Here is a 13,065-nt window from a genome sequence, read left to right as displayed (position 1 = left end):
GACATCGGAAGCATACCTCCGGGTATGCACCACAAGATCTTTGGATGGATCGACTGCACGTTTCGCTGCTAGTTTTCAGGGAGCAACCCTGATGTGTCTGACTAGACACCTGTTTGGTGACGATGGCGGAAGGGAACCACGCGTACCCATCCCGAACACGACCGTTAAGCCTTCCAGCGCCGATGGTACTTGGACCGAAGGGTCCTGGGAGAGTAGGACGTTGCCAAGCACAAATAAAACCTTTTCGAATGACAGTTCGAAAAGGTTTTTTGTTATAGAAAAGAGACATGCTAGCAGGAAGCGCCAAGATTGTCATGGTCTGCTTCTTGACATGAAAAAAGGCCTTATGTATGATTGCAATAATATCTAAAGACAGAAGAGGAGGGCAAACCCTGTGTGGGATGCTAAATTCGCAAAAGAAGGATTGACGTTTGACGATGTACTTCTGGTGCCTCGTAAATCAAATGTGTTCGGTAAAGAGATTGATGTTTCCACCAAGCTTGCCCCGAAAGTGAAATTAAACATTCCTCTCCTCAGTTCAGCGATGGATACGGTGACAGAGGCCGCTCTGGCGATTGCAATCGCCCGCGAAGGCGGAATCGGAATTATTCATAAGAATATGTCCATTGAGCTGCAAGCCGGCGAGGTAGACCGGGTTAAACGTTCGGAGTCCGGTGTTATTACGAACCCTTTCCACCTTACACCGCAGCATCATGTATACGATGCGGAGGCACTCATGGCGAAGTTCAGAATCTCCGGCGTGCCGATCGTCGATGAGAATAAGAAGCTGGTTGGGATTTTGACCAACCGTGATTTGCGTTTCGTTCATGACTACTCCATTAAGATCGAAGAAGTCATGACAAAAGAAAATCTGGTGACGGCTCCGGTTGGGACAACCCTGGAGCAGGCGGAAGGAATTCTCCAACAGCACAAGATCGAAAAGCTGCCGCTGGTGGATGACTCTTTTGTACTGAAAGGTCTCATCACGATTAAGGATATTGAAAAAGCTATTCAGTTCCCCAATGCGGGCAAAGACGAATTCGGTCGTCTGCTGTGCGGAGCTGCAGTAGGAGTTTCCAAAGACGTGATGGAACGCTCCGCGGCACTTGTAGAAGCCGGAGTGGACGTGCTGGTTGTTGATTCGGCTCACGGTCATCATATCAACATCCTAGAGACGGTCAGAAAGCTTCGCAACCAATATCCGGAGCTGCCGCTTATCGCTGGTAACGTAGCTACGGGAGACGGGACGCGTGATCTGATCGAAGCAGGCGCCTCTATCGTCAAAGTTGGAATTGGCCCTGGGTCAATTTGTACAACCCGTGTTATCGCCGGTATCGGTGTTCCACAAATTACCGCTATCTATGATTGCGCATCCGTTGCACGTGAGTACAACGTACCGATCATCGCAGATGGCGGCATCAAGTACTCTGGTGACGTAGTTAAAGCTATTGCCGCTGGTGCAAGTGCCGTTATGCTGGGAAGCCTTTTTGCAGGTACGGAAGAAAGCCCTGGAGAGTCGGAGATCTATCAAGGCAGACGCTTTAAGGTTTACCGGGGTATGGGTTCACTTGGAGCAATGAAAGAAGGCAGCAAGGATCGTTATTTCCAGGAGAACGAAACCAAGCTGGTGCCGGAAGGTATTGAAGGACGTGTAGCCTACAAAGGGCCGTTGGCCGATACCATCTATCAAATCGTCGGAGGTCTTCGTTCCGGTATGGGGTACTGCGGTGCTCCTGACATCGAAACTTTGATCAACGATACAACGTTTGTTCGTATCTCGGGTGCGGGTCTACGTGAAAGCCATCCGCATGATGTGCAAATTACGAAAGAGGCACCGAACTACTCGTTGTAACTATAATGTTTCGCCCCATATAGGGGGCCCCGGTCTCAGGACCGGGGTCTCCTTTTTTTTATGCCCTGGGAATGGTACAATAAGACACATCATGAATTTACAAATAGGAGTGTGTGAGTTGAAAAAATTTGGTTTCTGGAAAAGAAAAGTATCTTTGGCCCTCGTTTTTGCAATGCTACAAGTATCCTTCCTTCACATATTTGCGGTTACCGCGTTGGCGGCTGACGGCGAACCCGAATTGGATGTTAAATCCGCTATTCTGATGGAAGCAAGCACCGGACAAATTCTATACGAGAAAAATGCGGATGAAGTCCTGCCCCCGGCAAGTATGTCCAAAATGATGACGGAATACCTCGTTATGGAAGCGATTCACAATGGCAAGCTCAAATGGGAAGATACCGCCACGGCAAGCAAGTACGCGGCCAGTGCAATCGGGTCCGGCCAACTGATCGCGGAAGGCGAAACACTGACGATTAAAGATTTGTTTTATGCGATGTCGATTTATTCTTCGAATGACGCTTCCATCGTTCTTGCCGAAAAGCTCGGCGGGTCGGAAGAAGGCTTCGCCAAGCTGATGAACGACAAAGCCAGAGAGCTCGGCATGTCGGAGAAAGCCCAGTTCATTAATGCGACGGGCCTATCCAGAGCGGACATTAAAGAGAATGCTCCTAAAAGTATTCAAGGGGAGACGGTGATGTCTGCGAAAGATGTAGCCATACTTGCAAGACACCTGGTTACAGAGCATAAAGAAGTACTGGAATATACAAAGGTTCCTTCAAAAAAACTCCGCGAATCGGATAAAAGTCCGATGATTAACTACAACTGGATGCTTGAAGGCAACAGCAGCAATGTGAATTTCAAAAAATATGCCTACCAAGGCTTGGACGGTCTTAAAACGGGACACACCGATGAGGCCAGATATTGCTTTACCGGTACGGCTGAGCGCAACGGCATGCGTCTGATCAGCGTTGTAATGGGTGCGAAGACGGAGCCGGAGCGTTTTAACCAGACACGTAAAGTGTTGGACTATGGATTTACCAACTTTGAATTCAAAACGTTGGCTAAAGCCGGAACCGCTCTGGATGCACAGAAAACCGTGCCGATTACAAAAGGCGTAGAACTGGAAGCCCCTGCTGTCCTGAAAAACGATGTAGCTTTTGCCGTGAAGAAGGGAAGCGCGGATGCGAAGCTGGAAACGAAGGTTGATCTGCTGGCAGCGGATAAACTGGTTGCCCCTCTCAAAAAGGGAGACAAGCTGGGTACCGCTACCTTGTCCTTCGGTAAAAACTCCGAAACGGTTGATTTGGTGGCCGAAAACGATATGGAAAAAGCAGGCTGGTTCCGGATGATGATGCGGGCGATCAAAAACTTGTTCGTAGATCTGTTCAACGGGGTTAAAGGCTTATTCTAAGCGGGTTCTCTCAGGAAAAGTTATTGTTTTCACGAACAGGTTCATGTAAAATGTTAGCTTAGAAGTTCATGAACGAAAAATCTAGCTAGGGATATAAATTCCAGGAGGATTTAATATGGAGACGGGTACTTCGCGCGTAAAAAGAGGCATGGCTGAAATGCAAAAGGGCGGCGTCATCATGGACGTCATGAATGCGGAACAAGCTAAGGTTGCAGAAGCTGCGGGTGCTTCCGCGGTTATGGCACTGGAACGGGTACCATCCGATATCCGTGCGGCAGGCGGCGTAGCCCGTATGGCGGATCCGACTGTTCTGGAAGAGGTTATGAAGGTTGTTTCCATTCCGGTAATGGCTAAAGCGCGTATCGGTCATATTGTAGAAGCACGCGTGCTGGAAGCACTGGGTGCGGACTATATTGACGAGAGCGAAGTACTGACACCGGCAGACGAAGTGTTCCATATCGACAAGAAGGACTTCACCGTTCCGTTCGTATGCGGAGCGAAAGATATCGGCGAAGCTTTGCGCCGTATCAACGAAGGGGCTTCCATGCTTCGTACGAAAGGTGAACCGGGAACAGGCAATATTGTGGAAGCGGTTCGTCATATGCGTCTTATTCAATCTCAAATCCGGAAAATCCAGAGCTTGGCGAAGGACGAGCTATATGCCGAAGCCAAAAACCTGGGCGCTCCTTACGATCTGGTTCTATATATTCACGAGAACGGCAAATTGCCGGTCGTTAACTTCGCCGCAGGCGGTGTAGCGACTCCTTCCGATGCGGCTCTTATGATGGAACTTGGCGCGGACGGTGTATTCGTAGGCTCCGGTATTTTCAAATCGGACAGCCCTGAGAAGTTCGCGCGTGCGATCGTAGAAGCGACTACGCATTACAAAGACTATAAGCTGATTGCGGAAGTTTCCAAAAACCTGGGAGCACCGATGAAAGGCATCGAAATCTCCAAGCTGCATGCTTCCGAGCGGATGCAGGACCGCGGCTGGTAATCAGCCGAGGCAGGAAGCGGGGAAGAACGATGAAAGTTGGCGTATTGGCTCTTCAGGGAGCCGTAGCGGAACATATCCGCCTGATTGGGGCGGTTGGCGGCGAAGGCGTCGTTGTGAAGCGTGCGGAGCAGCTTGCCGAACTGGACGGTCTGATCATTCCGGGAGGCGAGAGTACCACGATTGGCAAATTGATGAGACGTTACGGTTTCATCGAAGCGATCCGGGACTTCTCCAATCAGGGAAAAGCGGTCTTCGGCACGTGTGCCGGACTGATTGTGATCGCGGATAAGATTGCGGGTCAGGAAGAAGCCCATCTGGGGCTGATGAACATGACCGTGCAGCGCAATGCGTTTGGCCGGCAGCGTGAAAGCTTTGAGACCGATCTGCCTATTAAGGGCATTGATCGGCCTGTAAGGGCCGTTTTCATCCGTGCGCCGCTTATCGATCAGGTCGGAGACGGCGTAGACGTGTTAAGCGAGTACAACGGGCAAATCGTGGCCGCCAGACAGGGTCATCTGCTTGCGGCTTCGTTCCATCCCGAACTGACGGATGATTCAAGCATGCATGCTTATTTTCTGGATATGATCCGGGAAACCCGTTAATCGATCCAAAAGCAGAAGCACCTCTTTTGCTCCATACGAGAGAAGGGTGCTTTTGTTCCATTTTTACAACTTTAGGAGGAGGAGTCTCCTTGTTTGATATTAAATTAATCCGTACCGACATAGAAACGGTTCAAACCGCTATGAAAAACCGCGGAGGCAAGCAGCTCGAAGAAGTTACGCGTATAGCGGAACTTGATGTGAAACGCAGAGAGCTGCTGCAGGAAGTGGAGCAGCTGAAGAACCGCCGGAATACGGTATCGCAGGAAGTGGCGATGCGTAAGAAGGCGAAAGAGGATGCGGAGGACCTGATCGCCGAAATGAAAGGTGTGGGTGACCGCATTAAAGAACTGGATGAGGAGCTCAGGACACTGGAAGTCGAGCTGAATCACCTGCTTCTTTCTATACCGAATGTTCCTCATGAAAGCGTGCCGGTAGGAGCCTCGGAAGAGGATAATATTGAAATCCGCCGCAATGGGAACGTGCCTGCCTTCGGATTCGAGGCGAAAGCCCACTGGGATTTGGCTATGGATCTGGGAATCCTGGATTTTGAAGCGGCCGGTAAGGTAACGGGCTCGCGCTTCGTGTTCTATAAGGGTCTGGGCGCTCGTCTGGAGCGCGCTCTGATGAACTTTATGATGGATCTGCACAGTACGGAGCACGGGTATGAAGAAATGCTCCCTCCGTATATCGTAAACCGGGACAGCCTTACGGGAACCGGGCAGCTTCCGAAGTTTGAGGAAGACGTGTTCCATATCGAGAATTCGGAATACTTCCTGATTCCGACGGCGGAAGTGCCGGTGACCAATTACCACCGGGATGATATTCTTGCCGCGGAGCAGCTTCCGCGTAAATTCGTCGCGTTCAGCGCATGCTTCCGTTCCGAAGCGGGAGCTGCCGGAAGAGATACCCGCGGCCTGATCCGCCAGCACCAGTTTAACAAGGTGGAGCTGGTCAAGCTCGTCAAGCCCGAGGAATCGTACCAGGAGCTCGAGGAGCTCACTCAGAACGCGGAGCGCGTGCTTCAGCTCCTGAAGCTGCCTTATCGCGTTCTGACGCTCTGTACAGGCGATATCGGCTTCACATCGGCTAAGACGTATGATCTTGAGGTATGGCTGCCTAGCTCGGAAGCTTACCGGGAGATCTCCTCGTGCAGCAACTTCGAGGACTTCCAGGCGCGCCGCGCCAATATCCGTTTCCGCAGAGATGCCAAAGCGAAGCCGGAATTCGTACATACGCTGAACGGCTCGGGTCTTGCCATCGGACGGACGGTAGCGGCCATCCTAGAAAATTACCAGCAGGAAGACGGTTCGGTAACGGTTCCGGAAGTACTGGTTCCTTACATGAATGGCGTTACGGTGTTGCGTAAAAATTAACACTTGTAAATAGAACTTTGATTGTGATAAAATTTCTCTGTTACAGTTACTGTCTTCTGTGATCGGAAGTCGGTAGCTTTCTGGAGAGGTGGTCGAGTGGTTTAAGGCAGCGGTCTTGAAAACCGCCGTGTCTGTGAGGGCACCGTGGGTTCGAATCCCACCCTCTCCGCCATTCAACTTTTATAAAATAAGACCTTACGAACTGCGGGCTTTGGCGCCGCAGTTTTTTTGCGTGTATGTATATTCTTTTAAACCATTCGGGGTGCGCTTTGCTTGCCTTGAAGGAGGGGCTGCAGTACGGAAATCACCCAGCTTTTGTCGCAGCGGGAAAAGAATAAGCGGACCACGCCTTGACGCATGTTAACGGTAGGGGGTGGTGTAGGATGATAGTCAAGACGGAAAAGCCGTCTTTGGAAAGAGATCAGCTCGCCAAAGCTTGGATGGAGGAACTGCCCAATACGCTTCCCGAGTCCGATCATGCGCGCGTATGGCCCGATGAGGCCGACCCGCAGGCAATCCGGATTCATATCACGAACGCGGGCAGGACGCATTACACGTTCGACTTTAAATGCACTTACGTGGACTCGCGGGAAGTGAAGGTGGAACTGGTGGATGTAGAACGCGATGACGTGCACGCGGATGAAACCAGTGAAATTATTCAGGGCTTGGTCAAAGACTATGTCCGGCATATTCACGAATGTGCTCAAGTTCTACAAGAGCTCACGCATGCGTAACTGCTTTTAGCCAAAATGGGGGTGCAACGATCATGACCCGACAAAGAACGCGGGATAAGAATCTGCAAAATGTGGCCAAAGATTTGAATAAATCGGCTGTCAACAGTCATGATGCCCAGCAAATTCAGCAGCAGACCAATGACCGCCGTCATCAGGATGCCTTAAATCACGAAGAATAGAAGCGAAAAATTCCGAAAACGGACCGTTTGGGGTGAAAAAGATGTCCAAGCCAAAGGCGCTGCCCGTAGGGGACGGCGTGACGCAGAAGGAGCTGGAGAGGTACAATACTCCTGCCAATGAGCCTCTGTCGGGATCGAAGAAAGTGAAGAAACGGAATCATTCCCGACAAAATCATGGGGAAGGAAGATAACGATAAACGAAAAAACTTTGCGCGGAGTGCATAGCAATTATGAACCGGGACATACTAGTATTGTCGGTGAACACAGAGAGGTGTGGTTCCGTTGGAAAAGTCAGCAGAACAATCATCTGAAGGTCATTCGAGCTTGTAAAGCCAAACTGGAGGAGATGTGCCAAAGACACCGGGACGTGTTCTAAAAGCCGTTTCACTGTGAAGGTTTGTGAACAGCAAGATGTAGAAGATCATCCAAGTAATCACCGACGGAAAGGGACCCTTAGGGGTTCCTTTTTCATTTTGATATGCATGAATTTTTTTACAATTTGGTAACAACCGATTCTAACTTCGTCATAAGAGGTACTGATAAGGTATAGTTTATAGTCAAGGAGGGATGAATCATGGGATTTACGTTAGGTATTGGAGATGGAGCTAGGGATTTTCGTTTACAGGGTACGGACGGCAATATTTACACATTAGACAGTTTCCGGCACGCCAAGGCATTGGTTGTTTTCTTTACGTGCAATCACTGTCCGTATGTCCTGGGTTCAGAGGAGATCACGCGGCGCACGGCCGAGCAATTTACCGAACAAGGCGTAGCTTTCGTTGCGATTAACAGCAACAGCTCCCAGACCAACCCCGAGGATTCTTTTGAGAACATGGTAGAACGCATGGAGGAGAAGAAATTCCCCTGGGTGTATCTTCACGACAAGGGTCAGGAAGTTGCACTTGCTTACGGAGCTCTCCGTACACCTCATTTCTTTGTGTTTAACGACAGACGTAAGCTGGTCTACACAGGGCGCGGAGTCGACAACCCGAGGGAAACCGCTAACATGACCGTAAACAACCTCCAGGAGGCCCTAGAAGCGATTTCGGCAGGCAAACCTGTTCCTACTCCAGTCACTAACCCGATTGGCTGTAATGTCAAATGGGAGGGTCGTGACAAGCATTGGATGCCGGAGGAAGCCTGCGACCTGGTTTGAATGGCTGACCGAGGGGATAGGTGCGCTTTTTTTTGCAAATTCAAAAAAAAGAAAATCCGCAGGGCAATATGCTCTGCGGAGCTTGGCGTTGGAATTTTAAGATTTCCGGTTCGGGGAATTGAAGAGCAGGGTTAATCCGCCTCCGATCAGAACCAAGGCGACGATGAACGTTTGGAAGTATGAGGAGATCGAATACGGCCAGTGCCAATCCGGATAGTATCTCCGCAATACGTCGAGCAGTACTTCATTCGTCAGATAGTACAGGCCGACCAGAATGATAAGAAAGCCGATCTTACGCTGATGGCGCTTGATTCCTTTAAAGATCGGCTTGTCTTCGACATATCCGAATTCTTGCCGGGAAATCAGCTGGAGGGCATCGAAAAAGCTGTAAAACCAAAAGATCGGAATCAGGAACAAAAAGAGCGAGAGGCGGAGGACATCCATAATATAAATGGAGAACAGGAAGCCTGCCATGATTTGAAGCCCTCTCATTTGAAGCCCGAGATACAAGTGGGCGGCGCCGGGAAATACGGCCAGAACGGTAGCGATCGTCTTGCTCCGTCTGCCTTCCTGCCGGCTTTCGCTGAAGTCGTCGAAGAACGTCCGGTCCGTCAGCTCCATACCGGCCTGTTTCTTTTCCAACTGCCGGATGGCATCAAAAAGAATATAGATCCAAAGCACGGGCAGCGCGAGCAAAAAGAAGAGAAATTCTCCGGTACGGGTGAGCGATGCCCCGAAGAAGATCACAATCGCGCCCCCGATAAAGAATGTCATAGCGGAAAGCCCGCGGTACATCATGCCCAGCATGTAGTGGCCAAGGCCGGGAATAAAGGAAGCCAGGATAATCTTCCGGCGCTCCTCCCTGCGCTGCCATTCGTAGACGGCCGGATTGAATTCCGGAACGGCGCCCGGACCGGGACCATGGCCGAAATCGTGTCCCGGGTTTCCATATTCATGGTAACCGGGAGGCGGGTACGAAGGCCTGCTGCCGAGTGTAATAAACATGTCGACCATGTTAACGACCCAACAAGCGGCCGCAAAGAGCAGGAGGAGGACGGCAAAGTCTTTAGGGCCGTGCCCCTCCACAACAATGAGAAAGGCCATGGCGACCGGACCGAAGAAACCGGCTCCGTACAGGAAGGCCCTGAAAATGCGTTTTAAGTACAAATGCCCGAGTCCCGGTATAAACGAGAGCAGCAGCGCGACTGTGTTGGATCTAGGGTTCAAGGGGATGTCCTCCTTTTGGTTTCTGGGCATGCAGAGAATCGAAGAAAGCGAAGGTCTGTTCCATAAGTTTATCGGACACCGGCGTAGCGAGCGGTTTCTTCTGTTCGGTGCGAACCAGGGAGAACTGATCCGTCATGTGTCCGAACACGCCGGTAGTCATAAGCAGGAACGTCGCCGCGGCTGCTATGGCGTAATGGGTCAGAGCCGTTCGTCTCGGGGAGCGGGCTTTCCGGTGTTTTTTCGCTTCCGTTCGGTCAAGGTTTCCTTCGGATTCTTCCTGCTTCCGTGCAGCCATCGGAGCCGCTTCCCGTACAACCGGCAGGCTGCCGCTTCGGGCTAGAATTTGATCGATCATGCGTTCAGTCTCGGTCTCATCCGGAAGGGGAAGAGTCGGGGACAAAAATTCCAGGCATTCCGTATATAGCTCTAGGCAAAGATCACATTCATACAAGTGATCCTCCCAAAGGCCTCTCTGACGATCATCCGTAATTTCTCCGGCAATGTAAAGCTTCCATTCATCGCGGCTTCTATGACTCATTCGAACTCTTCCTCCTTCCAGTGCTGCTTAATCCACTGTTTTGCCCGGTATAGTTTGGATTTGATGGTCTGTACGGTGACTTCCTGCTCGTCGGCAATTTGCTGGTACGATTTATCTTCGTAGTAGAAGGCAATAATGACATCTCTATAGTTTTCGGGAAGCTCCTCCAATTTGCGCATAACAAGTGCCTGAAGCTCTTTGCTTAACAGCGGATCTTCGGTATCGGACCCACTCAGGGAGGGAGGGGGCATTGCTTCTTCCATACCGTCGGTCGCTGTTTCCCGCTGGCGGTAGGCTTTGCGTTTGTAATCGATCGCTTTGTTGACGGCCACGCGGGAGATCCAAGCTTTCAAGCCTTTTACCTCGGTTTGGGGGAGGGAGGTATACATCTTGAGAAAGACTTCCTGCATGACGTCTTCCGCATCCTTGGGATGCCGGACGACCGAAAACACAATTTGAAACACGTAATTCCGGTAAGTCCGGACAACCTCACGAAAGGCTTCCTCATCTCCGGCAAGCATGCCTTGGACAAGTAGTTCCTCTTGCTGCGTTAAAATGTCTTTCTCCCTCCCCTCTCCATCACTATAGACGAAACGATTTGATTCGAGTTCTGCACTTCCGGTAAAAATATTTTTCCAGGTACAAAAAAACCGCCATCCGGTCGAGCCAAGGGCGGAATTTCATAAAAGTTCACAATAAGCGCCGGGAACGGATAAAGTACGCGTCCTCGGTTGTCAACGGGACTTGGACAAACCCCGGTGCGGGGCATTCGCGGCTGAACACCCGCCACTCGATATGGTCTCCAACCAGCTTGCGGATCATTACGCAAGCCTCGTCGAAGGGGCAGGCATCCGCATGGGGAAGAATCCCCTGCCAAACACCGAGAGGAACTTGCCTCCAGGCTCCCGGCGTTCCGTAAAATTCCGGCCTGCCGGCGTTCAGCCACAGGAGCTGGTCGGCTTCCTGCCATTCGTTCAGCTCATGAGCCGCGATAAGCACGATACAACCGCGCGCATGCCGGTATAAGAGACGGATAACTGTCTTGCGCTCGATGGAATCCAAGTAATTGAGAGGCTCATCCAGCAGCAGATAACGGGGAGAGCCGAGCAGAGCCTGCCCGATGGCCAGCCGCTGCTTCATTCCCTGGGAAAGCGATCCGATCCGCTTCCGTTTGACATCCTCCAGATGCAGCTCACGCAGCAGCTGTTCTCCTTGAGGAGGGTCGGCTCCTTTAAGGAGACACATGTAGTTCATTAGCCGTATGGGCGTCATGTCTTCATGAAGCTCCACATCGGTCGGCACATAACCGATCCGGCTCCGTATTTGGGGAAGCTGATCCTTAACGGTTCCTTCCAGATAGCTGATTTCCCCTCCGTCGGGAAAATCAGCGGTAGCCAGCAAGCGGAGCAGAGTGGACTTGCCTGCCCCATTCTTTCCGACGAGCAGGATCAGGCCGGGAGCTAGCGTCAGTTGATCTACATGCAGCCGGATATGGCCCTCGTAGAGACGGACAAGCTGATTAAGCCGGATCATGCCGACCGCCATCCCTTCATGCTTGTCAGCCGCATACTGTTCCGATAGGCCGACAGAAGGAAAAGAACACCCGCCGCGATAAGCACCGCCTGAAGAATCAGGGCCCAGTTCCAGACCTGCCCGACTAGTTCCCGGCGAAGCCACTCCTCCATGAACAGTTCTACACCCCAGCCTGTCAGAGCGGCCATTATGGCGGAGAGCATGCCGCGCTTCATCATAAAATAAGCGGTTAACCCCGTGACGAGCAGAAGCGGAGCAATCCAGTCGAAAAGAAAAGGAAGCGTCACCCAGGATCTTGAATAGCTCATGGTTGCAAACGTATAGAGAGAGCCGATGAGCCCAAGCACCGCATTCGTAACGAGCAGAACGATTAGGCGGCTGAACATGAGAAGCGCCGGGGGATAAGGCGTGACGCTTTCGATCATGCGCACCCCTTCATTCCAGCTTCGGTATTGGTACAGAAAGCCGCAAACGAGCAGAAGCGGGAAAGCCAGCGAATAAGACGAGCGGCCCGGCAAAGTGCCGGCTATGGTGTAAGGCGAGTTCAGCAGCAGCAGCATGGCAAAGAGAAGCAGGCTAAGCAGCCAGAACCACTTGTTGTACATAAAAAGCTGGTGGCAGCATAGCTTCCACAAGGACGGCCGCAGGTCTGCTGAATGTTCAGGCCGGGCTCTACCCGGACTGTTCTCGCGTATGGCATCGAAGTGGCTTTGAAGCCTGCCGAGCAGGTTCGCGGTATCTATGCGGTCAGGCGTTTTAACCAGGTATCCGTTCAGCAGGACAGCCGTGTCTTTCTCCAGTTGGTCCAGCTCTTTATCGTCAGGTTCATACATAAGGGGTCCCCTCCTTGGTCGGTTTGCCGCGATTTTCTTTCCTTCCGCCGCCGGTATCGGTTAAGCTCCCGGCTTTGGGGCCGAGGAGAGCTTTGAGTTTGCGTAGGCCGCTGTATAGGTGAGTCTTCGTCGTACTGAGCGGGATTTGCAGAACTTCCGTAATTTCTTGAAGCTTCAGATCATGAAAGAAACGAAGGATGACAATTTCCTTCTGAACTTCAGGAAGAGACCGGAGGGCACCGATAATTTCTTTGCGTGCCTCCTGCCGCTCGTAGATTTCAACGACGGAAGGCTGGATATCCTGCGCCTCGGGCGGTTCAGCCGTCAGTTGCTGCTCGTTTCTGTAGGCTAGGCTCTTCCAGTAATCCCGGCATAGATTTAAGGCTACCCGGTACATCCAGGGTCGGATGTGATCGGGGATTTTCTGTTGCTGCAGCTGCTTGAGCAGACGAACAAATACTTCCTGGACCAGATCCTCCGCCTTGCGGGGATCGTGCAGGGTCCGCTCGAGGTAATGCTGAAGCGGCGCGTGGTAGCGGTGCACAAAGGCCTCGAAAGCGGCCTGATCGCCGCGGGCCATGGCTTGGACCAGCTCTTCATCCGTAAGCATCTGTCTTTTCCTTTCTCCGG

At 51.6% G+C, this 13,065-nt stretch carries 15 protein-coding genes, 1 tRNA gene and 1 rRNA gene; 11 read left to right on the top strand and 6 right to left on the bottom strand.

The window, feature by feature from the left end; all coding sequences use genetic code 11:
* The first annotated feature begins 112 nt into the window (after positions 1 to 112).
* The 11 genes from rrf to PCH01S_RS24195 all read left to right on the top strand — a co-directional run bounded on the left by rrf (position 113) and on the right by PCH01S_RS24195 (position 8,304).
* Positions 113 to 229 (top strand): 5S ribosomal RNA (gene rrf, locus PCH01S_RS24235).
* Between the two features lie 165 nt (positions 230 to 394).
* Positions 395 to 1,852 (top strand): IMP dehydrogenase, encoded by a 1,458-nt coding sequence (guaB, locus tag PCH01S_RS24230; RefSeq protein ID WP_042233979.1) that lies wholly within the window; start codon positions 395 to 397, stop codon positions 1,850 to 1,852.
* Between the two features lie 118 nt (positions 1,853 to 1,970).
* Complete coding sequence (locus PCH01S_RS24225) at positions 1,971 to 3,263, top strand: D-alanyl-D-alanine carboxypeptidase family protein (protein ID WP_042233977.1); 1,293 nt, start codon at positions 1,971 to 1,973, stop codon at positions 3,261 to 3,263.
* Positions 3,264 to 3,378: 115 nt separating this feature from the next.
* Positions 3,379 to 4,260, top strand: a complete 882-nt coding sequence (gene pdxS / locus PCH01S_RS24220; RefSeq protein WP_009677085.1) for a pyridoxal 5'-phosphate synthase lyase subunit PdxS — start codon at positions 3,379 to 3,381, stop codon at positions 4,258 to 4,260.
* Between the two features lie 29 nt (positions 4,261 to 4,289).
* Positions 4,290 to 4,862 carry a pyridoxal 5'-phosphate synthase glutaminase subunit PdxT gene (pdxT, locus tag PCH01S_RS24215; protein WP_042233975.1) on the top strand — a complete coding sequence of 191 codons (573 nt, stop codon included), beginning with the start codon at positions 4,290 to 4,292 and terminating at the stop codon, positions 4,860 to 4,862.
* An 89-nt stretch (positions 4,863 to 4,951) separates the two neighbouring features.
* Positions 4,952 to 6,235, top strand: coding sequence for a serine--tRNA ligase (serS, locus tag PCH01S_RS24210; protein ID WP_042233972.1), 1,284 nt, complete (start codon positions 4,952 to 4,954; stop codon positions 6,233 to 6,235).
* Positions 6,236 to 6,317: 82 nt separating this feature from the next.
* Positions 6,318 to 6,407: transfer RNA gene (locus PCH01S_RS24205), tRNA-Ser, on the top strand.
* 211 nt (positions 6,408 to 6,618) lie between these two features.
* Positions 6,619 to 6,969, top strand: coding sequence for a hypothetical protein (locus tag PCH01S_RS24200; RefSeq protein ID WP_042233969.1), 351 nt, complete (start codon positions 6,619 to 6,621; stop codon positions 6,967 to 6,969).
* A 32-nt stretch (positions 6,970 to 7,001) separates the two neighbouring features.
* Entirely contained in the window at positions 7,002 to 7,148 is a 147-nt protein-coding gene (locus PCH01S_RS30975) for a hypothetical protein (RefSeq protein ID WP_016423741.1), read from the top strand.
* Positions 7,149 to 7,189: 41 nt separating this feature from the next.
* Positions 7,190 to 7,339, top strand: coding sequence for a small acid-soluble spore protein P (locus tag PCH01S_RS29970; RefSeq protein WP_084706672.1), 150 nt, complete (start codon positions 7,190 to 7,192; stop codon positions 7,337 to 7,339).
* Between the two features lie 383 nt (positions 7,340 to 7,722).
* On the top strand, positions 7,723 to 8,304 hold the full coding sequence (locus PCH01S_RS24195; RefSeq protein ID WP_042233967.1) for a thioredoxin family protein: 582 nt from the start codon (positions 7,723 to 7,725) through the stop codon (positions 8,302 to 8,304).
* Positions 8,305 to 8,400: 96 nt separating this feature from the next.
* Here the strand turns inward: PCH01S_RS24195 and PCH01S_RS24190 are convergent, their stop codons facing one another.
* The 6 genes from PCH01S_RS24190 to PCH01S_RS24165 form a co-directional block, all read right to left on the bottom strand.
* Positions 8,401 to 9,531 (bottom strand): hypothetical protein, encoded by a 1,131-nt coding sequence (locus PCH01S_RS24190; RefSeq protein ID WP_042233966.1) that lies wholly within the window; start codon positions 9,529 to 9,531, stop codon positions 8,401 to 8,403.
* The gene (locus PCH01S_RS24185) at positions 9,521 to 10,069 is read right to left on the bottom strand and encodes a hypothetical protein (RefSeq protein ID WP_042233964.1); all 549 of its coding nucleotides are present in this window, start codon (positions 10,067 to 10,069) and stop codon (positions 9,521 to 9,523) included. Before PCH01S_RS24185 ends, PCH01S_RS24190 begins: the two co-directional genes overlap by 11 nt.
* Positions 10,066 to 10,590, bottom strand: a complete 525-nt coding sequence (locus tag PCH01S_RS24180; RefSeq protein ID WP_009676999.1) for an RNA polymerase sigma factor — start codon at positions 10,588 to 10,590, stop codon at positions 10,066 to 10,068. The genes PCH01S_RS24185 and PCH01S_RS24180 overlap by 4 nt, the downstream gene beginning before the upstream one ends.
* A gap of 169 nt (positions 10,591 to 10,759) precedes the next feature.
* Positions 10,760 to 11,602, bottom strand: a complete 843-nt coding sequence (locus tag PCH01S_RS24175; RefSeq protein WP_042233962.1) for an ATP-binding cassette domain-containing protein — start codon at positions 11,600 to 11,602, stop codon at positions 10,760 to 10,762.
* A complete protein-coding gene (locus PCH01S_RS24170; RefSeq protein WP_042233959.1) occupies positions 11,599 to 12,435 on the bottom strand; it encodes a hypothetical protein in 837 nt (278 codons plus the stop codon). Before PCH01S_RS24170 ends, PCH01S_RS24175 begins: the two co-directional genes overlap by 4 nt.
* On the bottom strand, positions 12,428 to 13,045 hold the full coding sequence (locus PCH01S_RS24165; protein ID WP_042233958.1) for an RNA polymerase sigma factor: 618 nt from the start codon (positions 13,043 to 13,045) through the stop codon (positions 12,428 to 12,430). The genes PCH01S_RS24170 and PCH01S_RS24165 overlap by 8 nt, the downstream gene beginning before the upstream one ends.
* Between the last annotated feature and the right edge of the window lie 20 nt (positions 13,046 to 13,065).

Origin of the sequence: Paenibacillus chitinolyticus NBRC 15660, assembly GCF_000739915.1 — a bacterium.
GTDB lineage: Bacteria > Bacillota > Bacilli > Paenibacillales > NBRC-103111 > Paenibacillus_F > Paenibacillus_F chitinolyticus.
The sequence above is the reverse complement of the archived record's forward strand: the minus strand, read 5'-3'. Positions and strand labels throughout refer to the sequence as shown.